The organism is Microcystis sp. M20BS1 (assembly GCF_020245305.1).
Taxonomy (GTDB): Bacteria; Cyanobacteriota; Cyanobacteriia; order Cyanobacteriales; family Microcystaceae; genus Microcystis; species Microcystis ichthyoblabe_A.
This window is the reverse complement of sequence record NZ_JADBUZ010000015.1, coordinates 29,912-55,175: the sequence shown is the minus strand read 5'-3', so window position 1 is coordinate 55,175 and position 25,264 is coordinate 29,912. Positions and strand designations below refer to the sequence as shown.

Below are 25,264 nucleotides of genomic sequence, written 5' to 3'. Positions count from 1 at the left end.
ATAGACCATTAACTACAGAACATAAGAAAATGTCTACCTATCTTGAATTAACTCCAGAACATGAAAAGCTAATTCCTACCTACAAGGAGCGCTGGATCCGTATGGTGGATCGCCCCTTTGATAAGGCCCTAGCCCGCCAGGCAGTTACTGAACTATATGCCCTACTCAACAAACACTGTGACTTAGGAGATCTCGACTGTCCGCGTACTATCTTCACTAGCTCGCCCATCATGGCAGCCAGTATTATTGCTCTTATCACTAAGGCTGAGGAGGAAGAACAGAGTATCGTTAAGGGTAAGAAGACTAAAACTAAGTTTACTAAGACTGAACTCACATTAATCAAGGAGTTCTTTAAGCGTAAGCCCGCTACTCCTAAGAACGAGGCTGTACTCCAGAAACTCGTCGATGCTTACGTTGCAGAGCGGGGCCCCATTGATCCTATTAAGGATAAGGAGTGTAGCAATTATATTGCTAATGGTCACTTCTCTTACGAGTGTCGTATGAGCTTTGCTGCATTCGCTAACTTCAGCGTCGAGGTACTCGGCGCGACTATGGAGGATTACGATAAGTATATGCTCATTGCTGAGAACTTATCGTGGGTATACACCTATGAGGAGTTATGTATTGTATGTGAGCGGCCCAAGGTACATTATACTCTGGACGGTGATATTCATTGCGATGGTGAGCCCGCGATTAAGTTCTCTGATGGTGTTGAATTATGGTTATGGCACGGTACCCCGTTACCGGCCTTCATGCAGTGTCATAGCTCCACCTGGGATCCCAAGTGGTTACTTGATGATGAGAAGGGCATGAACTCTGAGCACCGCCGTATCCTCATTGAGGCGCTGGGCTACGAGAATATTCTATCGCGCTTGGATAGTGAGATCATCAGCACCTATAATACTATTAGCTACGTAGGTTACGGTAATGAATACGAGTTACACATCATCCGTGGTGACTTCGGTGGCGAGGACGCGCATATTCTAACCATGCGTTGCCCTAGCACTAATCACTACCATGCGGTACGTGTTGATCCCAAGCATACCTCAGCCCGCGAAGCTGTAATCGAATTCAATAATGGCATAGACCCCGAAAGCTTCGAAATTCAGACTTAATGCATGACAGCGCTATATCGAGCCGTACAATTCAACCCGCAGTGTACCGTATGTAGTCTATCTACTAGGCAGGCAGTGAGTGGTCAGTCTGAGAGACCTATTAAGGATGTAATACTAGTAGCTATCTCAGCCTATCCTGGTAAACGGGAGGAGGCCACTAAGATGAGCCTCGCTCCCGGCACTAACAATGAGGATATTAGTGGTGCCGGGGCCTTCCTCCGGCGTTGCTTATATTGGGCTATAGAGTGTGACCCCACGTGGGATGGGCCCCCCATTAATGAGCTAGTGTATTTTACTAATGCTATAAAGTGCTCCCCTCGAGACAAGACAGTTAAGGATATTCATCGCTCCCGCTGTCGGGATACCTGGCTACTCCCTGAGCTCACAGCACTACCGACTGGCGTACCTCTATTACTAGCAGGTAGCGAAGCAGTTAAGGCCATACACGGCCTCGACGCCACTATAGCCAATTACAGAGGGGCTGTCTATAACTGGCGGGGCCATCCTACTGTAACTACGTTTAATCCAATAGAGGTAGAGAGAGGTGTCTTCTATAAGACTACTATAGATGAAGAGGATGTTAAACGTGACCTCGAGGCCCTACTTCGCAGTAAGAAAAGCCTGCGAGATAGCGACATCGACAAGGTAGTTAAGACTCGTATGTGGAACCCCGTCCCTGTAGGTAGTATGATGTGGCACTTCAAGAAGGATATAAATATCATCAAGCAAGAGATACTGAACTATGCAAACACAAAATAAACATGTCACAGAGCGGGCCACCTTATTCAATAAATTGCGCTCTCTGAGTATCAAGAGTATCGTCGTCTACTATTGGCATGATAATAATCAACCCTGTCTCCTAGCGCCTCTCTATAACTCTGACGTTACTGACACGTACATGATATCCGCTAATTTTAATATCGAGGAGACTAAGTTGATCTGGAGTATTGCGCGCAATCTACTGCCCGATAATTCTCAAGAAGGACACATCACTATTATCGTTTAGTTTATATGAATACTAAGAATCTAGCGCACTGGTATCTATTAATTGGGGCCGTCTATGGTCTTACTGAACGTACTATTGACCTTGCTAAACAGGGGTTCACTCTTCTGGAGATAGGTACAATTGCCGTCATAGTCTTTACCCTAGTATGTATTATCTGTGTGCGCCCCTATGACTAATAGCCTATCTAATGAACATAGGCCCCGCCGACTAGCTGACTATGTAGGTGGCGGATTGGCCATCTCGCTAGTTAAGGCTCTTATCAGCAGAAATCTACATAGCTCGGCAGGTAATAATGTTTACTCGGCGGGGAATATGTTAATGTGGGGCCCGCCTGGTTGCGGTAAGACTACACTAGCCCTACTATATGCTCGTAGTACTCTCTGCCCTAACCGTGAGCCCGGTAGCTGGGAGGGCTGCGGTGTGTGTCCCGTATGTCTGGGTACCGATACTACTAACATCTATCATTATACTATTAGTAGCCCTACTGAGGCCCGGCCTCATATAGAGCGCTACTTGGATATAGCCTATGCCAGTCCCGTAATAGTAGGGGATAGAGAAGATCAGTATCGCCAGTTCATCATCCTCGATGAATTTCAACGTATCAGCCCTGAGCTGGCATCTCTATTACTAGAGGCCATTGAGTTCGGACCCAATCATACCAGTTGGATCCTATGCACTATGGATAAGCAAAAGCTAATGGCTAATAAGGTGACAAGCCAGGCCATAGAGCGCCGCTGCTTAGAGGTACCGCTATCTAATCCCCCCATTGATGACATGGCAGGGCGTATTTGTGATATAATGAACATAGAGCTAGAGGCAGCTCAGGCCCTCGTTAAACTGGCCGGTAGCGCTGGTAGAGCGTGGTCTCTTCTAGAACGACTATTACTAGTTAATACAGTAGAAAATATCACCTACGACCTAGTTTATGATGAACTGGCAGGTGGCGCTACTGTAGAGGGCCGAGCTGCATTCTGGAGCGCTCTGGCTCTCAGTGATGTGGGAACCGTCCGCGCTTATATCAAGATGTGGCAACTCGACATTAATGGGGAGGTAATCGCAGGCCTTCTAGTGGAGGATATCATTAATAGAATTACTGGACCTAATCCCTCTATAGAACGATTACTTGCTGACCTGGCTCGCTGGTGGGGTAATAAGTCGTACCCACTGGAGGCTGTTCTACTAGCCCATCTGGGTACTAGTGTGGTGCCCCCCGTACCCCTGCTATTAACTCGAGGTACGGGACTGAGGTGGCTGCAGTGATATACCTGACTACTACACCTGTCACTCTACTCAACTATCACTTGCGGCAGCAGGGTATTACTCCTCTAGTAGGACACGATGCGTCCTGTCTCGAGTGGGGTAATTTCCTAGAGCCAGTGGTGGTTATATGGGAGGGGCCCCCTACTATTGATCATGTAACACAGGTAGATGGTAACACTGCCTATCTCGTCTTCGATAGGATACCAGCTACATGGGCCGCTCGCGGTACAATATATGAGGTAGACCCCAATCAGTATCAGGCTATCCTGAATAAGGTAGGGGGCGTACTCACACAGCAGGGGCGCCTTAATCTATGGCGGGCCTATCATATGGCCCCTCGTCGCCTGGGAGCAGAGCTATTAATACTCAGCCTGCTCTATAAGGAGACTGGTAAGCCAGCAGATTGGGTCGGGTCTAGTAATCGCAGTAATCGAGTACGCCTGGGTCGCGGGGCCCGTCATCTACTTAACCTAGATAGTGAGGTATATGTAGCATTGATGTCTAATAGTCGCACTGATAGTATCGGCGTTGCTATAGAGAGAGTAGCTGCCTGTGTTAGAGCCGGCGGTCCGCGCTCTACCTGGCTGGCACTAGCGCTGGAGGAGTGGATAGCTAGAGTGGGGCCCACCCCATCAGAAGACGACCTCGCCTTTCTTGATACACTACTGAACTAGGATAACGAACGCTGGCTCACATAACTACGGCTATCGCATCGATTAGTCGTGTCTATAAGGTTACTGGTCCACCTAAACCAGATATACACCACATACAACTACACGAATATGTCTGATTTATTACTTAATGTCGATAACGATTATCTTGATTTAGCTGCTGAATTGAACATTGATATCAATACCATCACTGATAGTATTGATGTCAATACATCGAAGAGTAGTCTCAATACATACTTTACCTCGTTGCCTAAGGATGTTGTCGTCCGCCGTCTTAATAGCGCTAGTTATCAAGATAGCCAAGAGATGCGCTGGGCCTACCCAGGCCAGGATGACCAGAAGTTATTCGAACAATTCGAGGGCGTGAATGGTGTGATTGTACGGTTACAGGGCGTGGTACTACAGCATCAGGCGCAGTTAGACCATAGCTATTGGGATGAAGCTAATAGTAAATATGTGCGCTTCTGTAATAGTGTGGGATATAAGCGTACCTATCCTGATGGTAGTATTAAGTTAATCCAGGCCCTCCCTGAGAACGTATGTCTCAAGGGCGTAACTGAATATGGAGATCCACCTAATCGCCCTCTACCTATTGTCGATAAGCTAGGTCTAGTTGGTAAGAAGGGCATGACCTGTAGTGAATGTATTCGCGCAGGCCTGCATAGTCAAGAGGTAGAAGGTAAGGAGCGCCCTGTTACCTGTAGCCCGACGGGTCAGCTTATCTTCTATGTTACAGGCTTCACCAGTCGTGTATTGTCCAATAAGGGAGGTAAGGTCACATCTACTTTTATTGATTATACAGTGAAGGAACTCATGGATGATACAGGCTTCATCCTAATTATTCCCCTCAAGGCAAAGTCTACTCGCCGTGGTATCTGGGATGCCTCAACTAAACAGTGGACTAGTGTTGGTTATGAAGCCATGGTCAATAATCTCATCTACAAGCACAGCAAGGACCTCACTAATGCCCCTGTTGGCAAACGCGATACTATTGCAATGAAGATGAGTCCTTATTTTCAGACTATTATCATTAGTATCGTGCCGCCTAATCCAGAAGATAAGAACCCCAAGGCATCACTAAACTTCGCAGTTAAGGAGATTCCTGACTTAGGGGCTATTAAGGCAGCACGCAAGTACTGGCAGCAGATTAATCCTGCTGGTGAGATTAATGTTCTTAATGAGGGTGACTTCAGCAACACAAAGAGTGTTGGCCTGTGTGTTGCGGAAATTGTAGAAGAAGAAACAATTGAGATTAATGGGAACCCCTGGGCCGAATGATAATACGAGTAGATGGTAACTGGGCCTATATACCAGAACTACTGCCAGGCTGTCATAGACATCTCTGTGCAGTGCTAGACGTAGAAGAAGCCCGCTCTATAGCGGGTATTCTTCCTATTGAACCACTAGCTATACCTGCTCATTACCCTCTCTATTATCCAGATGAGCGAGGGGGCTATCGCTTATTGGCGGGCCTCCTCCCTCTCTATATGGAGTTATTACAACGGGCCGGCCATACTGCTACTCTAGAATTGCCCCCCCGACCAACTCTACTCGATCCTGTTATAGACGCTAGACTACGCCTCGACCAACGAGAGGCAGTAGCTAGCGTATTACGAGGCTACCGGGGTTACGTGCGGGCTGCTACTGGTTATGGGAAGAGCGCTGTTATTGCTACGCTGATGAAGTACTTCGAGGCCCGCCGACTCATAGTAGTACCTACCGTACGTCTACTCTACCAGATGGCGGAGGATGTGCAGGAGTGGGCGGACCTCTCTCCTGGGTTAGTAGGAGATGGTAATGATGATATTAGAGCTACGACTATCGCTACCGTAGATACTCTCTATGAGCGTATTAAACGGGGCGATAGACGCTATATAGAGTGGCTCTCTGGTATTGAGGTCGCTGTATTCGATGAGGCGCATACCTATATGAATGCAAGTGGTATCACTACTGCTCTAGCATTAGTCAACGCGCGTTATAAGATTGGCATGACTGCTACACCTACTCGCCCTAAGATGATGGAGGCTATATTCGGCCCCCTTCTCGCAGAGTATCAAGAGACTACTCTCATCGAGAGCGGCGTCATTATGCAACCTAAGTTCGAGTTCTATCCAGCTCCTCCCGGTGCAGTAACGCACGGCTCATTCAATAAGCCCTTTACACCATGGCTCTATAATCAGCTATACGATAGCGTCATAGTTAATAATAGGGCCCGCAATGCCCTTATAGCGAAGCACGCATGCCGACTGATAAATGAAGGCTATGGGCCTGTGCTCATCCTAGTACGTAAGGTAGGTACTACTAGTAAGAAGAAGAATCCTGCTAGTCAGGCTCTTAACGTACTGACTGAGCTAGAGGCGCTGGGCACATCTCTACCCATTATTCATGGTAAGAGTACTAACATAACCGACGTACTAGACCAGCTGTCAGCGGGCTCTATATCTGGCGCTATAGCCAGTGAGGGTATCTTGAGCCTAGGTGTGAGCATACGCTCTATTGGTGGTATAATCATGGCCGCCGGGGGTAAGGGAGGAGTAGACGGTGTATCTATGATTCAAAAGGTGGGCCGGGCCTTACGCATTAAAGAAGGTAAGCGTAACCCACCTATAATTGACTTCGTGGATCCACAGGGCTGGTTCCACTCTCAGAGTGAGGCGCGTATTAGAATAGCCACTGATACATACGGCGGTGATCACGTCACTGTATTCACTACTTGACACTAGCGCTGTCCTAACATGCCCATGCTCTGCGAGCCTTGCATAAGCGCTTGTTAGGTGTCTTGCGACAGTCTATATCGTGCATATCCGCCTGGCCTGCGCTACGCGCACAGAAGCTCTTACGGCGGGCCGCATCCGTCTTGTTCTTGGGATTAGGAGCAGGGGGCTTCAGGTTAGAGCCAGTAGCGCGATTGTAATCAGCGCGGCCCTTAGCTGTTAGCCCTCCGTCCGGATCCTTGTGCTCTTTCTTAAAAGTGAAGCTCTTCTTCTTAGCCATAGTTATTAACAGACATTAGAAATTGTGTTAGAATTAATCTCAAACCCTACTAGGGATTGAGATTCACCATTATCATACTCAACGTAATTGGTTAATAGTAGGTGTTATTGTGTATTAGTTTTAAACCCTACTAGAGATTGAAACTGATTGAATTATGGTAGATTCCCAATCCGAATATTGATAAGATAACTTTTTATTTAGGAGACACAAAGTGATTACTGCAAAACAATTAAAAGAGTTTTTGGCGACCGTTGAAGACAATGCGCTTATTTTTATAGGGAAAAGCGGAGGGATGTCTTATGGTTGCCAAGATTTTATGGTTAAGAAGGAATTGTTTATAGAGAAAGAAGACCAGTTTCTTGATTCTCTAATTTGGGACCACGACTTCGATGACGAAGAAGTTGAAAAGCTTGAGAAGGAAGCTATCGAGCGACAAGCTGTTTATTTGCAATACTATCTGGACTGGGGGGATGATTAAGAAGCAATTAGGCTTAAGCTTTATTAGGGATTGAAACCTAGAGACGGGAATTGAACCCGCAAAACTTAATTAAATCTACTCCTGACGAAACGCCCTTCCCTCACTCAATCTTTGCCAAGTTCGGTGGATTCGCAAATTTCAGTTTTGAAACAAAAAACAAAGGTATTTTTTGCATTAAGTCCCTTTTCGGTTGAAGGCTACGTTTCAGCCTTTAGCTACCAAGCTACTCTAGTATTTCAATTTTATCAGAGACTTCTAAAATTGTCAATCCTTGCATGACTACTTATGTTCTTTATTATTATTCATGGTCTAAGTGGCTCAGGTAAGACTGAAGCCTCTAAGTGTTTATCTAAGTTACTGGGGGTACAGGAGATCCATCCTATAGCTCCGTGGAAGCGCTTCACAGAGAAATACTATGAATTGCCAGAGGGGGCCCTCGATACAACAGTATACAAGAAGTATACGCCCAATGGTATGAATATAACCATGAATCAATTCATGGTTAATCTCTATCACTTCATGAGAGAGAATGACCCCTACTTCTCTAGTCGTATGATGCGGACTGAGATACGGCGCCATATCAGCAAGGGTATACCTACTGTTCTATTGTCCCTACGCAACCTGGAGGAGGTAGAGGTAATAGAGAGTATGCTATCTACATTGATTAATAGATGTTGTATAGTAATCAATATAAGCCGCTCGTCTGAGCAGGTACTGAGTAGTGATGTTAACTATCAGGCTATTAAAGACCGTCTGGCTCGCCTTAATGGGGCGGGCGTTCATTATATAGACATAGTTAATAACTACCAGAAAGTATCAGACTTGAAGAAAGCACTAGAGAGATTGCTTAAGATTTATGTCAATTCTAGATAATAGACCGTGGTACTACGTTATATATAAGGGCCCCGATTCTTATATAGGTGTGACTGATTATCTCGCGGCCGTGGCGCATGATAGACAATCTAGTCTAAGTTTTATGACGCAGCAGAGTAGATTACTCAATTACCTGAAGAAGGGGCGCGCAGATTATAAGGCCAGTATCCGCGTAGCCCGTGCTATTAAGCCCGCTAGTGTAACAGGTTATGGTAACTATCTAGTAAGACGGAAGGGACACCTATCAGTTATTGAGCGGTGTGATGTTAGTACTCCTCATAGTCATAAGCATTTGAAATCCGCGCGGGCCGAGTTGATTATCTATCTCGAATACGAGATGGACCGATGGAGTAAAACAATTAGGACTATACGGAGATTAGATGCAGATAACGTTCAACGGCCCCTATCAGATGCTGCTGGGTCCGGCAGGGAGTGGTAAGACAACATACATACAGAGTTTAAGTAAGGCTCTCATCACTAGTAGTACTGGTGTGAGCGCTATTAATGCAGGCGGTACTACTATTCACGCGGCCCTCCAGTTCTTTGATACTACTAGTCTATTACGCGCTGCTTCCAGTGGAGCGCTGGCCACTAAGCTACGGGCTATATCTAATCTCTTCGATACTCTAGTCATAGATGAGATCAGTATGCTACATGGCCCGCAACTAACTATTATCCATCACGTAATGGAGAAGAGTAGCATAAATATGAATCTCCTACTCGTGGGGGACTTCTGTCAGTTACCACTAGTACCAGATAAGAAGGTCACCAGCACGCCAGTCTATCAAACAGACTGCCTGCAGAGCTTCGATATACAGTACTTACGAGAGGTCAGGCGCCAGAGTGACCCCGGCTTTATACAGGCACTGACTAGCGTAAGAGAAGGGCGGCCTCAGGAAGCAGTAGATTGGTTCATGGATAATGTAGAGTTTGTCAATCAGATCGATGATAACTACGCAGGCACTACTATCCTGACTACTAATGATAGTGTAGATAGATATAACGCCGTGCACCTAGCACAACTAGAAGGGCCTAGTCGCCTCTATACTAAGAACTACGTTATACCGAAGGGGGAGAGGGCCGCTCCTGAGTGGAGCCAAATACCCGAATCAGTAGAGCTGAGGAAAGGCGCGCGCGTTATTTTACTTCGTAATAAACTTCCTTGCTACGCTAATGGCGATATCGCTATAGTCAAGGAGCTCATGACTAATACTATACTGGTGACAGTAGAACGTACCGGTCAAGAGACTATCATTGAGTACGTGACACGAGATAATAAGGAGCTCGGCACTAACAAACTATTGGGCCGCTGTCACTACTTACCCGTTAGACTGGGCTATGCCCTCACTGTTCATCGTAGTCAGGGGCTCACGCTTAATAACGTACAGGCTCGTCTCAATAATTTACGTTGGCTCAGCGGGGGCCTCTATACTATTCTTAGTCGTGTACGTCACTATAGCGGCCTCCGCCTAATAGGTACACGATCCACCTTCTGTGATAGTTGCTATATAGAGCCCTCTATCCTTAAATTCTATAATCAGTTAGGTACTAAATCATAATGTTCGATTTACTTAGATACTTGCGGGGGCGTATATCTGACTTCCGCGAACCATATCAATCTTGTACGACTCTTGGCGACGAAATCTTCTGCTGGTTTTACGGCACTCGCCGTCTCGCGTGTGTTAGATGGATTAAGGGTGGTTATTGTATTATCCCTAACTACCACCCTAATCTATTGAGCATCTTATCTATATACAAGTCGGCTCAACAATACAGTGACGAGGAGGCACCTGATGCCGTATACCAAGCCTATAGAAACCTATTTGATAACAATGGGTGAACTACTGTGAGGTAGAACCTTTTATCTATTAATAGCCCCCTTGCCAAAGTGTAGGGGGGCTAGTTTTCGGTACTTGTTAGATATACTTTGGTTATTCGCTATTGTTAGTTTAAGGGAAAAATAAAATGCATCAAAATATAAGCACCGATGAAGCAATCAAGCTACTCAAAGAGGATGATAATACTGATTGGTCATGGTCGGGCGCTGAGGCTTTAGTTGAGTATCTAGAAGATTTAGAGGATAGCCTTGGTGAATCTATCGCGTTTGATAGAGTCGCTATTCGGTGTGAATATTCAGAATACTCTAGCGCACTAGAAGCGGCCGAACATTATGGCTTTATACCAGAAGATGATGAGGATGAAGATGATGTAGAGTCATCTGCTATTACTTATCTAGAAGACAAAACAACAGTAATTAAATTTGAGGGGGGCGTTATTATTCAACAATTTTAATTGGTAAGAATAATTAGTTATACTGTTATTCCAGTTGTCTTGAAATAACAGTATGTAGTACAATATATTGTCGTCTATACGGAGGGTATAAATGCTTACTGAATTTTTGCACGATTGGGTCAAGTCTGAGCCTCACATTTGTGGGTATGGAGCGGGTACTTTTCGGAATACCTTTTTTATCCAACTATCTTGGGGTGATTGGATTTCTATTTCTACCTCTGATCCTGATCCCTTTTTGTTAGATCGGGGGTCGCTTGCTAAGTTGATCTATTTTTTTCAAATGCGACTAGATAGCTTTGGCTATGGTTGGGTTATTCAACGATTACCTAATAGTTATACTGTGACAGTTAGTGTGAAGACTTCGCGTTGTTTTGTCTCTCGACAAGAGTCTCTCATTGAGGCTTTGCTAGAGGTGTATTTAAAGGCGGTTGCTTATAAGAAAAAGTCGTTGTTTTGTCCAGTAAAAAAGAAGGCATTTGATGAAAGAGATTAATACAAATTATTGGGCGCCCCATAATCATGAATGGGCACCGTATCATGAATGGGCTGCGCCTATACCTATTACTAACCTACCAATTTTAGCAAACGGTGATAGTTTATACTATAGCTTCTACGTTTATAATGCTGGGGGGCCCGCTAAGTTTTATTATAAACTGGCAGGAAATGTATATAAGATTCTAGATGAGGACGGTTATTTCGATGAAGATTATCAATTGTAACGGTTGGGCTCCTCGTAATACTAGATGGGCTCCATATTGGGGTGAACTTGTACCTATTACTGATCCTCTGATAACAAGTGGTCATAGTTTATACTATAAGTTTCATACTTATAATAATGAAGGGCTTGCTTGGTTTTATCGTAAACTATCGCCAGATGAGAATGATTATCTCTATGAAGAAGATTAATTGTAATGGTTGGCTTAGTAGTAATTGGGGTCCACATATGTCTATATCTGGATCTATTACTGACCCGGCGATTCTAGCAAACGGCGATAATTTATATTATACATGGTTCTATGAAAGTATAATTGGGGCCTATACTCTTGAATTAGACAAGTTATATTTTTCTATCGACTTGTTTTATTATAACCTGCGTTTTTATCAGCGCTCTTTAACATAGACTGGTATATTGATATTTTAGGTGAGGATGATTATTTCGATGAAAACAATTGATTTATGCTGGGCTCTGTATGATGAATGGGGTTTACCTGTATTTATCACTGCTCCGCTAGTAGTAAATATCAATAATTTATATTATAGCTTCTATCCTTATAATTCTAGAGAACTTGCTATATTTTACTATAGTCTGTCGTGGGGTAGTATTTTTTGTTATATGACTTTCTAGGTGAGGGCGATTATTTCAATGAAGATTATTAACGATTGTCCTTCACGTAATGAGTTAAATATACCTGCTGCTGACCCGCCGGTTTTAGCAAACGGGGATAGTTTCTACTATAACTTCTATGATTACTACTATGAAAGTGTGAGCGTGGGTCTCAGGATCTATCTACCACCTGAATTAGACAAGTTTTATGTTTCTATCATGTTGTTTTATTATAGACTGACACTGTTAGCTGAAGACAATTTCTATGAAGATAGTTGATAGTAACAATTGGGCCCCACGTCATAAATTAAATCTACCTATGCCTGTTAAGATTTATCTTAGGATTTATTATTGCGATGGCGCAGGTCTCCCAATCTATCTACCTAAATTAAATATTGACGAGTTTTATTATGGACTGGTAAGCGTGTTTTATTATAACACTTTAGATGAGGACAATTTCTATGAAGATGATTAATTCTAACGATTGGACTCCACGTAATAAGTTGAGTATACCGATACCTATAACTGACCCACCGATTTTACCAAATGGTGATAATCTATACTACCTATGGTTCTATCGTTACTACCATGAAAGCATGGGCCTCGGGGTCTATATTCCTGAATTGGACAAGTTACATGTTCCTATCGACTTATTTTATTATAGACTAGCATATTTGTTATATGACTTTCTAGGGGAGGGAGATTATTTCGATGAAGATGATTGATTTTAATAACTGGACTCGGCTTAATAACTTGAATACACCTGTACCTAAACCTATTACTGATCTGCCCGTTAACCTACACGGATTATTAATCAAAGTGTTTTTTGCTTATAGTCCTGGGAGACTTGTTTATTATAGATTAATAGAACTTGTAACATATAGCTTTCTTAATGGAGAGGATGATTACTTCAATGAAAATGATTAACTGTGACGAGCACGAGCATATTTATATAAGTGACTTATTAGTTAAGCTCCATTATTATATTACCTTGTTTTATTATGAGAACATGGGTCTCTATATCTATACTCTTGAATTAAGTAAGTTCTCTGGCTCTATCCACCTGTTTTATCATAGATTAGAACATTTATATAGCATTCTAAATGAGGACTATTATTTCGATGAAGATGATTAATTGTAACGCCTTGTTTTATTGTTATGAGGGTATGTGGCTTATAACTTATATATCTGAATTAGACAGGTTCCATGGTTTTATCAACTTGTTTTATCATAGATTAGGAGATGAGTTATATAACATTCTAGATGAGGACGGTTATTTCAATAAAGATGATTAATTGTAATGGTTGGGCTCTGAACAATAAGCTTAAGACCTCTATGCTTATTGAGCCTTCCGTTGGTGACCTACAGGTGTATTTTGCTTGTAGTCCTGGGAGACTCGCCTGGTTTTATTATAGGCTGGGAGGATTTGGGTTATATGGCCTTTATGGGGGGCGGTTACCTCAATGAGGGCAATTAGTTATAACAAGCTTAATTACTTCTTTTATTATTGTGAGCGTATGGATATCGATACCTATACTCCTGAATTAAGGTTTTATGCTGTCGACCGATTTTATTATAGACTGGTATGTGACATAGTAAATAAGTATATATTCTATAAAGATGATTAATTGTAACGTTTTCAAACTTGCTTTGTTTTACGACTGGACTCCCAAGAATAAGCTAAAGTTATTATCTACCGGCGGGTTTTACTATATACTAAGAGCTACGATATACGACATTCTATATGAGGATGATTATTTCGATGAAGATGATAATTATTGGTCTATGCTTAATAACAAGCTTATAGCATCTATATCTAATAGAGAGCCTTCCACTGATATAAATGTAAGAAAATATTATAATCATAATTATTTCAACCTCGCTATGCATTACAATATTTTTTGGGTGTCTGCTTCGACATCTTTGTTTTACTTCAGACTGGGTGGAAGTATGTTTTTATGAAGACTATTATATGTGACGAGTGGACTCTACACAATAAGCTTAGAGCCTCTATGCTTTATCCTTCTGTTGAGGTAAGTTACTTAGTAACCCAGTCTTATTTAATGAGCAGGTACTATGTCGGTCCGTTTTACTCTAGATTATATATAACGGGAGTCCCAAGATTTATACTTCTAAACTAAGTGAGTGATGCGGCTCTATCTTTCGGTTTTACTATAGATTGGTAAATATGTTAGAAAACATCCTAGATAAGGATGATATTCTAGATGAGGGCAATTATTTTGATGACTATCATGAAAATGGTCATTTCTATGAATATGAGGACGGTTATTTTGATGAAGACTATTATATGTGACGAGTGGACTCTGCACAATAAGCTTAGAGCCTCTATGCTTATTGAGCCTTCCGTTAGAGCAACCGGCTTAATGCCTAGGTTTTATTTAATGAGCAGGTACTACATCGGTTCGTTTTACTCTAGATTATATAGCGCTCTAAATAAGAGCGGTTATTTCAATGAAGATGATTAGTTGTAATAATTGGGCTCCTCGTAATAGAAGATACCATCTATGGTCCTATCGTTACTACTATGAAAACATGGGTATCGAGGTCTATATCCCTGAATTGAACAAGTTACATGTTCCTATCAACGTGTTTTATCATAGATTAGGAAATGTGTTATATAACATTCTAAATGAGGATGATTATTTCGATGAAGATGATTGATTGTGACGCCCCGTTTTATTGTCATGAGGATATGTGGCTTATAACTTATATACCTGAATATAGTCCTGAGAGACTCACCTGGTTTTATTATAGACTGGGAGAATTTGTGATATATGGCTTTCTGAATGAGGCCTTAAGCTTGGGGGGCGGTTATTTCAATGAGAGCAATTAGTTGTAACAAGCTTAATTACTTGTTTTATTATTATGAGGATGTGAGCATAGAGAGTCATATTCCTGAATTAAGCAGGTGCTCTATCAACCGGTTTTATTATAAACTGGTAGCTGTAATACACAACATACTATATAAGTATACATTCTATGAAGATGGTTGATAACGCTCTCGACCTTGCTTTGTTTTGCAACTTGATTCTATACAATTGGAATGTGTATAATAAGCACAAGGCCTCTATACCTATTAACACTGTCAACCTGTTTTACTATAGACTAGTGGCTTTTATATATAACGCTCTAGATGAGAGTGATTACTTCAATGAAGAATATTTCTAACGATTTGTATGACATTACTTTATCTTACTACTGGAATGTGTGTGATAAGCTGAAGAGCCATACACATATTAACCCTACCGGCGAGTTTTTATACCTGTTTTACTATAAACTGATAAGTGTATTGTCTAACACATTCTAGATGAGGGTGATTACTTCAATGAAGAATATTTCTAACGATTTTTTGTATGACATTACCTTATCTTACTACTGGAATGTGTATGATAAGCTGAAGGGCCATACACATATTAACCCTACCAGCGAGTTTTACTATAAACTAGTGGCTTTTATATATAACGCTCTATATGAGGGTGATATTCTAGATGAGGATGATTACTTCAATGAACACTATCTCTAAATATTGGATTACACATAATAGCCTTATATTTACTACTGAGCCTTTCGCTGAGATAAATGATTTAGTAAGCTATAGATCTTTCAAATTTGCCTTTATTATGCACAATAAGCTGAAGGCCTTTATACTTATTACCTCTGTAGACCTGTTTTACTATAGACTGTCTAACACATTCTAGATGAGAATGAATAAGAATTACTTTATACATAAGGACGATTATTTTGATGAAGATGATTACATGTGACGGGTGGACTCTAGACAATAAGCTTAGAGCTTCTATGCTTATTGAGCCTTCCGTTGGGGCAAATTACTTTCGGACTCTGCACAATAAGTTGAAGACCTCTATACTTATCATCTCTGTCGACCAGTTTTATTATAGACTGATAAGTGTGTTATACATAACATTCTAGATGAGGATGAATAAGAATGATATTTTATATAAGGACGGTTATTTCAATGAAGAATGTTTCTAACGATTGTCTGTTACCTTGGATTTTGAATAATGATTATCTCAATGCCTTGCGCTTGTTTCATTGTTATGAAGAGATGGGTTTAGAGATTAAACTAAGCGAGTGTTGTGGCTCTATCTTCTGGTTTTACTGTAGATTGGTAAATATGTTAGAAAACATCCTGGATAAGGATGATATTCTAGATGAGGGCAATTACTATCTTGAGGATGGCCAATTCGATGAATATGAGGACGGTTATTTCGATGAAGATGATTATGATTAATGATTGGACCTTTGAGGCCTTTATGCTTATTGAGCCTTCCGTTAAGGCAAATTATAGTATCCGGTCTTATTTAATGAGCAGGTACTATGTCGGTTTGTTTTACTCTAGATTGGGTCATAAGAGTTTGTGTGATTGGACTCTACACAATAAGCTTAAAGCTTCTATACTTATTACTGAACCTTCCACTGAGACAGATAACCTAAAAAGCCTCTATGCTTATTGAGTCTTTCGTTGGGGCAAATTACTTAGTAACCTGGTCTTATTTAATGAGCAGGAATCATGTTGGTTCGTTTTACTCTAGATTGAATCATAAGGGTTTGTTTGAATGAAGGCTATTTCTAACTATTGGATTTTCGACTGGACTCTCAACAATAAGGTCAAGGCCTCTATACTTATTACTCTTATAGATCAATTTTACTATAGAATGCTATACAATTATTTCGATGAAGACTATTAATCATAACGATTGGACTCTGCACAATAAGCTGAAGGCCTCTATGTTTATGCCTGAACCCTCCATTGGGATAGATAACTTAATACGCAAGTTTTATAATTGTAATTCTTTCGAACTTGCCTTGTTTTATTACAGACTGGAAGTATGCAATTTATATTAGAGGGTGATATGTGGCGCGATAGGCGAGATATAAATATATGGCCTGAACCATGTCGAAGGTATCCCTTGAGAACGGTAGTATGGATGATGTGGGGTGGGCTTAGACACCGGCGGTAATAGTATATTGAGGTACCTGTTGAAAAAACTATCCGAGATATTCTTATGGAGCGGGCCACGGGTAAGTGACATTACTTATCTCGAGCATCTTGCTATTAACTGGCAATATGTATTAATGTTTAAGTTCAAGCTTAGTTATTATAGGGCATTCATACAATATACGGAGAGCGGTGACGAGAGAGAATGAACAACTGATAATGGAGCGGTTAACTATACCAGAGCTACTAAATCTGCGGCATGGTACTAATGATTGCCCTGCTTGTGGGGGCCGCGGTAAGCTGAGTGTATATCCACACTATATGAAGTGCTGGAGGACTAGTTGTGAGTTGAATGCAGGTATGGGTCTGGTTAATGCCTGGCGTTGGCATACTAAGCTTGATTATGCTGGAGCTATGCAACAGTTAGAGGCCCGCGCCGGTATACGTCAGGCCCGCGAGGTTATGGATGCTCGCAGTATAGTACTAGAGAGTGCGCTAGAGGCCTATCATTATTATCTTGATACTACGCCTGCTGCTCAGGATTATATACTGCGGCGGGGCTGGTCTCTCGATCTAGCTCGTAGTATTGGTATAGGGTATGCTCCTCCTGGTGGTCTACGTCAATTCGATATAGATCATGAGGCATTAGCCCGCGAGGGTCTGATTAAGGAGGACGGCGAGGATTACTATAGGGAACGCATTATATTCCCTATACGAGATACACGAGGCCATCTAGTCCATATGGTTGGTCGCTATATAGGTAGTAGTGAGAGGGCCCCCCGTTATAAAGATACGCGGGCCGCTATTAATAGTAAGCGCTATCTCTATCTAGAACATTGTCTTAAGGAGTATAGTAAGCACCCAGCTCGCGAGCTATATATAGTTGAGGGCCCGCCCGATGCCACATCACTAATAGGTCGTGGTTTACCTGTAGTGGGGTTATTGGGTCTGGAGTATCTATTATGTCACACCAGTAAATTCAAGCCCTTCCGTCGTATTACATTTATATTCGACTCAGATAAGTATAGCGATGATCATCCTACTCATGCTGGTGTATATAAGAGCTGGGTGCGTATCATACCCCAACTAGTTCAGCTGCAGGTTAACTTACCATTAGCTGAGCTTATGACGTATATGGTTGCTGATTATAAGGATATTAATGAGTGGTTGGTAGCAGAGCCTCGCGTTAATGCTGCTGATACTATCAATGCTAACCGCATACTATTCGTAGATGATTTACTAGCTCAATGGGGGCCCGACATTAGTCATCACGTAGATATATTGCGGGTATTGACTGCTACTCATTCCCCCTTAGGGCTACTGGCTCCTTATGTAGATAATCAATTAGGGCCCCTTGAATATGCCTCTCTACTATTCGGATCCTGATGACTAATTATCACGTGAGTATACCCGCTCGCGATTGTATGATATACCCCTATTATGTAGGGCGTTACGCTGATGGCCGCTATAGCGCTGTTACTATAACACTACGGTCGGGCTGGGCCCAGGAGTGGCGTATGTATCGACGTGCCATAGAGTATCTATGTAAGGATAATGAGGGCCCGCCGATTATAACAGGCTATCTATCTGATATGGAGTGTCCACGCTCTGGCGCTGCCTGGTACTGTCTAGATACTACTGAGTATCTGCACAACTATAACCTAAATATATATCACGAGCGCTACCCTACCCTGGGTATACTAGATCATAGAGGTATAGCTACGCCTCATCATATAGAGGCACTAGCTCAGCTAGAGTTCTTACCTTACTTCTATCATCCTCTTATCGCAGCGCGGGCTTGTTATCTTATAGAGCCCCGCCCTGTCTGGTTAGAGGCTTTCCTATCATCTGATATTAACAGGAGATTATTCAATGTCTGCTAACCTATCTATGCTTATTAGTCTTAATCTAGAGTATCTGATGAAAGAATACCCTGATAAACCATTCCATGTGTATCTCTGTCAGATGGATGCAGCTCTATGTGAGAGAGTAATCGAGGAGGAGCCGCCCGCCTCTTTATTTGAATTGCTTCCGCGTATCTTCATGGAGATCAACGACCTATTATCTCCTAACTTTATAGATAAGGATGTGCGCTTCTTTGACAATGCCAAGGTAGAAAAGGTGCTCGGAGCACAACCTAACTCTGTAATTCAATTTTGCGAGGGCCGCCTAGCGTATTATCGAGAAAGAAACGTTCTATTAATTAAGGAGTAATCAAATGTTTACTATTAATTACCGCTATCTAGCAGAAGCGCAGGAGTACTATAAACAGAAGGGCTATAGAGTAGTCGATCTAAAATGGGTCGTGCCCCGCAGAATTGGCTCTATAACCTCACCAGAGCCTAACAGTCAGAACTCCTATAGCTGTTACGACACTTTTGTGCTGGTAGGTAGCGCAGAACAGGCCTTCATCTATAATGCGATAAATGGACATTATCAGGCAGGTGACGCACTGCAGGCTATTACGCCGTGCTTTCGTCCACTGGATAATGACAATTATAGCTACCCTTACTTCATGAAGCTAGAGTTATTTGTGTACATGGGTATGCCTGGTATGACTAAAGATACTATCTGTACTGATGCATACCAGTGGATGCTACATTATATTAATCCACATAATCTTAAGTTCGTGCATTGTGACGATGAGACAGATATAATTTATACCCCATTGAATCTAGAGCTGGGTTCTTATGGTAAGCGCTCTTATGAAGACCACTGGTGGTACTATGGCACTGGTATAGCTGAGCCCCGCTTCAGTACAGCAGTTAATGACTCCTTCCGGCCCGGCTATCACTCTAGTCCTATCCCTAAATATTTTCCTAATACGCTGGATAAGATATACGAGGAGTTGCTCGAGTGTCGCGAGGCCACTAATTCGTTATTGAAACAGTGCGAGTTAGTTGATCTATTACTCGCTGTTGAGCAATATGCTGTATCTCAATATGGTGAGGCAGGATGGGATGCTATTAGGGATATGGCTAAGCTAACACAACGCGCCTTCGCCGCAGATAAACGATAGCGCTCCCCATTCCACTAGAGTTAATGTTAAATCACTATTAATAATCCTGGGAGGTTAAGATGGATAATGCACCGTTAGTTATAGGGCTGGCTCTCGCTCTTATTACAATAATTGGCTTATTGTTTAATGACTTAACCTGATAGCCCTCACTGTCGTGCCTCTGTTGTCGAGACTAGTGTCAACCCGTCGTAAGTAGATCTACAATTTCTTAAGGAGTCTCTATGCTTAGCATTCAAGTCCGTCAGGGTGTATTTGAAACTAATAGTTCGAGCACCCATAGTATATCTATTCCCTGTCAGACCAGCCTTACTATCCCTGAATTAATACATTTCAAGATTGGCGAATTTGGTTCTGATACTAGTATCCTGAGTTCTATAGCAGCCAAGGCTAGTTATTTATACACGGGCTTCGCTGCTAACGATAGGATGAAAGACGCCTATGACATAATACTCTACCTGCTATCAGAGGGTATTGCTGTAACTGCCGAGGATGTAGTATATGACGAATACGAAAGTCTTAATGGCGGCTACATGGACCACGCCAACGAGTTGAACGGCTTCCTCGATGCTATTGTAGCTAATAAGGATATGATGATGCGTTATCTATTCTCGCCCTATAGCTTTATCCTAACCGGTAGTGATAATGACTATAGTTATGTGATTGATAATAAAACAGTTATGGAGTATGCTAGCGACTTCTTTTACAAGGGCAATTAGATATCACTAGTAGGGCTCGCCTAAACTAATTTACCAGAGGAAAATCAAATGTTGCCGAAAGACTTTATTAAAGAAGGGGCCAGGGTATGGGCAGTAATTCCCGAAGAGAATGGTACATGGGGAACTATTAAATCAGTCGGTAGAAAGTATATAGTAGTTGATGGCAAGAAGTTTCATATTGATACTCACCGTCAAGTAGGAGATTGGGAATGCGAATTATATTCTTCTCCAGAAGCTTACACAGAAGAGCGTAGAGGTGAATGCCTCATCAAAGAGCTCCGAGAAACGTTGAGCCATCCTAATGTTACCGTCAAATGGTTCGGGGGGATAGATAAATTAATCGAAGCCTGCGAGATCATGGGGATTAATACTGATAATTATCCGTAATTCGATGAATAAGTTTAATGAAACGATAACGTTAGCGCATTATATTAATGGTGACTATGAGTGTACTCTATATGCTGATGGTACCCTGGTTCGTACTACAAGTGTGGTTGGGGGCCGCCCCGCCTATCCCTGCTCTATAGATATTAAGATCACTGACTACTGTGATATGGGATGTAAGTACTGCCATGAGAGTTCTACTCGTAATGGTAAGCACGCTGACCTAACACGGTTACTCGATGTCCTTAGTGATATACCTGCTGGTGTAGAGTTAGCAAACGGAGGGGGTAATCCATTATCTCATCCTGATATAGTGGATTACCTAGTAGAACTTAAGGCCCGCGGGCTTATAGCTAACATTACCGTTAACCAGGGTCATCTACATCGCTACGCTACTCTAATAGAGGACATAGTAAGCCGGGAGTTAGTGCGGGGCCTCGGCATCTCAATCACTAATAGTAACTATAGCAGTCTGAGACCAGTACTGCGTCTCTCAGATAACATCGTGTATCACATCATCGCTGGTATCCATCCCGTTAGTATAATCGATGAGTTGGTTAGCCTCAGCGCTGCAACCAGTAAGGTACTCATACTAGGCTATAAGAACTTCGGCTTCGGTATAGATTATCATAGCCCTGAGGTAGATGCAGGCATAGCGCAGTGGCGGCGTTCCCTACCCTCTCTTATAGGTAAGTGTAATCTCTCCTTTGATAACCTGGCTATCGAACAATTAGAGCTCAGACGTTTATTCACTGATGAGGGGTGGGCCCGTTTCTATATGGGCGATGACTTCCAGTTTACTATGTATATTGATGCGGTTAAGCAGCAGTATGCCCCTACTAGTCGTAGTTATAACCGTACGTCATTCGACTCTACTTCACTAATCGATTACTTCCAGGCAGGCCTCCCATACACATCAAGCTAGGTGATGAGATTAATAATAAGATAGTTACTAATATATCATATCAATCAACGTATCCTAAGTCAGCGGGTTATAGTTACAACACGAAGGGTAACTACTACACTGGCCATAAGAACAGAATGGTTGTTACGTTAGATGATAATACTGAACTAACCTGGAATCCCTGGTTGTTTCAATTCAATTAATTATTCTCAGTGTAGCAGGCGTTATGTGCTATAATGATAATATACTAGTTGGTGATTATCTTGATTAAATTTATATGTGGGATAGACCCAGGTTTAGCTGGGGGGCTCTGTATACTACAAAAGGGGGATACCCATAATGTAGTTGATGTTAGAATCATGCCAATTACCAGTACCTCTGATAAGGATATAAACATGGGGGTAATTAAAAATTACCTGTCTTATTATAAACCTCATCTTACTATTATTGAGCGTCAGATAGTAGTCCGGCCCAGGATGGTTGCGGGAAAGGAGCAGCGCCAGGGTCTGGGTTCTAGCGCTAAGACTATGTTTAACTATGGGAGACTAATTGGCCTATTGGAGGGTATAGGTCTTAATTATGTAGTAGTAGATTCCCGTGAGTGGCAATCGCACTATGCCGATATGGCCCCGCCTATTAAATGGACCTATAATAAACCTACTAAGACACGCAGCGTATCTATTGCTGTGGATCTCTATCCTACTGTTAATTTATTCAGGACTCCTCTCTGCCATAAGCCCCATGATGGTATGGCTGAGGCAGTATTATTAGCTCATTATGGCGCAGAGGTTATCGATGGCCTCTAATATTATTACTAGTCGATCTGTAGCAGAACGCCCGCCCTACTACTCTGTTAGTGCACTGCGCGTATATCGTCGCTGTGGGATGGAGTTCTATCATAAATACGTTGACCTCAATAGGAAGAGTGGGGCTACGCGCTCTACTCTATTGGGTAACCTAGTGCATGAGGCCCTCGAGTTATACTATGATCCTGAAGTAGAACATGATTATAATTTAGAGCAGTGCCTCAAGGAGACCTACATAAGCGCACTTATGGCCGCTGGTGTCATTGTATCTAATACGCCTGCGTCGGACCAGACCACTATCTCCAGTTACTTAATGGGCTTAGTAGATGGTTATGCAGTGTTGCATAACAGAGCCCGCGCTGATTATAAGGGTCCCGATGCCATACGCACGGCTGCCGGTAAGGTGAGTAGCGCTTATCAGTCTACTACTGCATGGAAGCAGGCAGAGGAACCCCTCCTTGCTCTACGGCATGCAGCTAATGAATATATGCTTATGCTTAATCCTGAATTGGATACTGAGCTTGATGTTATTGGCGCACTGACTGACGCGTTTAACTTATGCCGGGCCTTTATTCCTCCTAAGGAGTTTAAGCGCACTATCTATGTTGAGTTACCTATCAGTGGGTATAATGACGGCACTATTATCAATGAAGTGCCTATGCCGCTTGATTGCGGCGGTGATGCCGGTATCAACCTCCTGGGCTTCATTGACTGGGTGGGAATCACCTCTCATGGTCTAACTATAGTTGATTATAAGACCAGTAAGTCTGCCTATACTACAGATAAGCTGGCGTATAACCCTCAGCTCTGTGCCTATGCCTATGCCTATGAGAAATTGACAGGCACTCGTGTTGATGCTATGGGTATCTATAACGTCAGGGAGGGTAGTCTGGTACTAACGCCTATTGACCGCAGCATCATGGATCGCGTACTAACCTCATTCTTTGGCACGCACAAGTTAATCAAGGCGGGTTTCTACCCTCACCACTACCCTGAGGATAACTACAGCCCCTGTCTCGATTCCTTTGGTAAGCCTTGTCCTTATCTCCATGATTGCTACCCTGAGCTCGCAGAGGAACAGAGTTTACTCGATCTCTATAGATTATTAAATTGACATACTGGTATTTAGTACGATAAGATTAATGGGTATATAGAGGATATGTATGCCCAAACCTAACCCCTGGCTTGATGAAGTAAAGAATTATCTGCGTAAGAAGTTCTATCAGCAGATTGATTTCGAGTCTGCTTGTTACAATCGAACATTCTCATATGAGACAGTGCGTAAGTGCATGTATTTAATTATGAGAACTAGCCCGGACATATACAGGCATGCTGCCTGGCTCTGGGCTACGCAGCGCAGTCGCAATGACATTGCGGGCGGTCTTAATGTAGATAGTAGTACCATTAAGCGTAAGTTTGATGCTTTTGCTATCCAACTACTTAATTATCTGATTAATCCTGATATTATGCCTGTATTAGGCCCCATCGATATTCGTATGCAGATGGAAGAAGAGGATAAGCACATCGAGATCCCTGAGATCGTCGAGGGTAATGTTTATACGGCCGCTGATTACTTAGATAGCGTGGTAGATGATGGCAGACTACACTAATATACTGCAGGAACTGCGGGACTGGAAAGATGACTTTGGTAGTCTACTTGATAGTAAGCAGCTTATAGGAACTATTGAGTGGCAGCCCCTCTGGGAGCGGTTAGTAGCTCTAGAGAGATTATTCAATGACCCTGTAATATCTGAACCACTGGATAACTATAAGGTGGCTCTCCGCCATCCTATTGATGCTTGTGGGATGACAGAATTTGTCGTGCAGTTAGTAGAGAAGGGCTCCAGTGAGAATGATATATCTCGCGCCTTATCTATGCACGGTGTTGATCTTACAGCGCGCGAGGTAGGTGAATGGGTAACCGCCTATAGAAGCGCGCCTATAATGGAGAGAGTAGAGTATCCCTATGGCTCTGTATTTGATACTCAGACGCAGCTACAGACTATATTCAATGATCTTAAAGCAGGTATTATAGCTCTCGAGTCGGCCGATGATGAGCCATTTTTTAAGGCTAGGAAAGTCAAGGAGGAAATATGGGTATCTATGTTACAGGAACAGCGTCAACTACTGAAGGATGCGCGCGCACTGATGGAGACTGTCAAGCAATTCGAGGCCATAGACCGATTCAAGCAAATTGTAATAGAGGAGGTGAACAAGGAGAATCCAGCTATAGCGAGTCGTATCTACCGGCGTATACAGTCGGCCAAGACACTCCTCAATACGTTGGAGCCCCTCGCATAGTGGCATCACAATATAGCACGCATATACTAGATGAATACTTTCTCTATAATAGCCTTAATGTATTCATAGGTATATTTATATTTAGCCTAGGTGGTACCATTAATTATGATAGATGTGGTTATACCTTCTATCAGGACATA

At 42.5% G+C, this 25,264-nt stretch carries 24 protein-coding genes; 23 read left to right on the top strand and 1 reads right to left on the bottom strand.

Features of this window, described 5'->3' with window-relative positions; all coding sequences use genetic code 11:
• Positions 1–29: 29 nt before the first annotated feature.
• The 7 genes from IM507_RS01650 to IM507_RS01625 all read left to right on the top strand — a co-directional run bounded on the left by IM507_RS01650 (position 30) and on the right by IM507_RS01625 (position 6,769).
• Positions 30–1,115: a DUF6745 domain-containing protein gene (locus IM507_RS01650; RefSeq protein ID WP_287636418.1), complete on the top strand. Its 1,086-nt coding sequence runs from the start codon at positions 30–32 to the stop codon at positions 1,113–1,115.
• A 162-nt stretch (positions 1,116–1,277) separates the two neighbouring features.
• Complete coding sequence (locus tag IM507_RS01645) at positions 1,278–1,874, top strand: uracil-DNA glycosylase family protein (protein ID WP_287636417.1); 597 nt, start codon at positions 1,278–1,280, stop codon at positions 1,872–1,874.
• Entirely contained in the window at positions 1,858–2,121 is a 264-nt protein-coding gene (locus IM507_RS01640; RefSeq protein WP_287636416.1) for a hypothetical protein, read from the top strand. The genes IM507_RS01645 and IM507_RS01640 overlap by 17 nt, the downstream gene beginning before the upstream one ends.
• Positions 2,122–2,289: 168 nt before the next feature.
• Positions 2,290–3,381 (top strand): hypothetical protein, encoded by a 1,092-nt coding sequence (locus IM507_RS23405; RefSeq protein ID WP_353847871.1) that lies wholly within the window; start codon positions 2,290–2,292, stop codon positions 3,379–3,381.
• A gap of 329 nt (positions 3,382–3,710) precedes the next feature.
• The gene (locus tag IM507_RS01635) at positions 3,711–4,055 is read left to right on the top strand and encodes a hypothetical protein (RefSeq protein WP_287636415.1); all 345 of its coding nucleotides are present in this window, start codon (positions 3,711–3,713) and stop codon (positions 4,053–4,055) included.
• Between the two features lie 108 nt (positions 4,056–4,163).
• Positions 4,164–5,330 carry a hypothetical protein gene (locus IM507_RS01630; RefSeq protein ID WP_287636414.1) on the top strand — a complete coding sequence of 389 codons (1,167 nt, stop codon included), beginning with the start codon at positions 4,164–4,166 and terminating at the stop codon, positions 5,328–5,330.
• Entirely contained in the window at positions 5,327–6,769 is a 1,443-nt protein-coding gene (locus IM507_RS01625; RefSeq protein WP_353847870.1) for a DEAD/DEAH box helicase, read from the top strand. Before IM507_RS01630 ends, IM507_RS01625 begins: the two co-directional genes overlap by 4 nt.
• Before the next feature lie 13 nt (positions 6,770–6,782).
• On the opposite strand, the gene IM507_RS23400 is transcribed toward IM507_RS01625, so the two are convergent.
• Positions 6,783–7,046 (bottom strand): DUF6321 domain-containing protein, encoded by a 264-nt coding sequence (locus IM507_RS23400; RefSeq protein ID WP_353847168.1) that lies wholly within the window; start codon positions 7,044–7,046, stop codon positions 6,783–6,785.
• A gap of 211 nt (positions 7,047–7,257) precedes the next feature.
• Here IM507_RS23400 and IM507_RS01620 point away from each other — a divergent pair, with 211 nt between their 5' ends.
• From IM507_RS01620 to IM507_RS01555, 16 genes are all read left to right on the top strand, one after another.
• Positions 7,258–7,524 carry a hypothetical protein gene (locus IM507_RS01620; protein WP_287636413.1) on the top strand — a complete coding sequence of 89 codons (267 nt, stop codon included), beginning with the start codon at positions 7,258–7,260 and terminating at the stop codon, positions 7,522–7,524.
• A gap of 1,253 nt (positions 7,525–8,777) precedes the next feature.
• A complete protein-coding gene (locus tag IM507_RS23395) occupies positions 8,778–9,956 on the top strand; it encodes an ATP-dependent DNA helicase (protein WP_353847167.1) in 1,179 nt (392 codons plus the stop codon).
• Positions 9,957–10,362: 406 nt separating this feature from the next.
• Entirely contained in the window at positions 10,363–10,689 is a 327-nt protein-coding gene (locus IM507_RS01615; protein ID WP_287636412.1) for a hypothetical protein, read from the top strand.
• Positions 10,690–10,780: 91 nt separating this feature from the next.
• Positions 10,781–11,182, top strand: a complete 402-nt coding sequence (locus tag IM507_RS01610) for a hypothetical protein (protein WP_287636411.1) — start codon at positions 10,781–10,783, stop codon at positions 11,180–11,182.
• A 206-nt stretch (positions 11,183–11,388) separates the two neighbouring features.
• The gene (locus IM507_RS01605) at positions 11,389–11,595 is read left to right on the top strand and encodes a hypothetical protein (protein ID WP_287636410.1); all 207 of its coding nucleotides are present in this window, start codon (positions 11,389–11,391) and stop codon (positions 11,593–11,595) included.
• Between the two features lie 4,415 nt (positions 11,596–16,010).
• Entirely contained in the window at positions 16,011–16,286 is a 276-nt protein-coding gene (locus tag IM507_RS01600) for a hypothetical protein (RefSeq protein WP_287636409.1), read from the top strand.
• 1,056 nt (positions 16,287–17,342) lie between these two features.
• Entirely contained in the window at positions 17,343–18,380 is a 1,038-nt protein-coding gene (locus IM507_RS01595; RefSeq protein WP_287636408.1) for a hypothetical protein, read from the top strand.
• Positions 18,381–18,866: 486 nt separating this feature from the next.
• A complete protein-coding gene (locus tag IM507_RS01590) occupies positions 18,867–19,208 on the top strand; it encodes a hypothetical protein (protein ID WP_287636407.1) in 342 nt (113 codons plus the stop codon).
• Between the two features lie 4 nt (positions 19,209–19,212).
• Positions 19,213–20,013: a hypothetical protein gene (locus IM507_RS01585; RefSeq protein WP_287636406.1), complete on the top strand. Its 801-nt coding sequence runs from the start codon at positions 19,213–19,215 to the stop codon at positions 20,011–20,013.
• A gap of 221 nt (positions 20,014–20,234) precedes the next feature.
• Complete coding sequence (locus tag IM507_RS01580) at positions 20,235–20,729, top strand: hypothetical protein (RefSeq protein WP_287636405.1); 495 nt, start codon at positions 20,235–20,237, stop codon at positions 20,727–20,729.
• Between the two features lie 48 nt (positions 20,730–20,777).
• Positions 20,778–21,116: a beta barrel domain-containing protein gene (locus IM507_RS01575; RefSeq protein ID WP_287636403.1), complete on the top strand. Its 339-nt coding sequence runs from the start codon at positions 20,778–20,780 to the stop codon at positions 21,114–21,116.
• 4 nt (positions 21,117–21,120) lie between these two features.
• Complete coding sequence (locus IM507_RS23390) at positions 21,121–22,038, top strand: radical SAM protein (protein ID WP_353847869.1); 918 nt, start codon at positions 21,121–21,123, stop codon at positions 22,036–22,038.
• A 338-nt stretch (positions 22,039–22,376) separates the two neighbouring features.
• Positions 22,377–22,823 (top strand): RuvC family protein, encoded by a 447-nt coding sequence (locus IM507_RS01570; RefSeq protein ID WP_287636402.1) that lies wholly within the window; start codon positions 22,377–22,379, stop codon positions 22,821–22,823.
• Positions 22,795–23,937 (top strand): PD-(D/E)XK nuclease family protein, encoded by a 1,143-nt coding sequence (locus IM507_RS01565; protein WP_465246285.1) that lies wholly within the window; start codon positions 22,795–22,797, stop codon positions 23,935–23,937. The genes IM507_RS01570 and IM507_RS01565 overlap by 29 nt, the downstream gene beginning before the upstream one ends.
• Before the next feature lie 49 nt (positions 23,938–23,986).
• Positions 23,987–24,433 carry a hypothetical protein gene (locus tag IM507_RS01560; RefSeq protein ID WP_287636400.1) on the top strand — a complete coding sequence of 149 codons (447 nt, stop codon included), beginning with the start codon at positions 23,987–23,989 and terminating at the stop codon, positions 24,431–24,433.
• Positions 24,417–25,124 carry a hypothetical protein gene (locus tag IM507_RS01555; protein ID WP_287636399.1) on the top strand — a complete coding sequence of 236 codons (708 nt, stop codon included), beginning with the start codon at positions 24,417–24,419 and terminating at the stop codon, positions 25,122–25,124. The genes IM507_RS01560 and IM507_RS01555 overlap by 17 nt, the downstream gene beginning before the upstream one ends.
• The last annotated feature ends 140 nt before the right edge of the window (positions 25,125–25,264 follow it).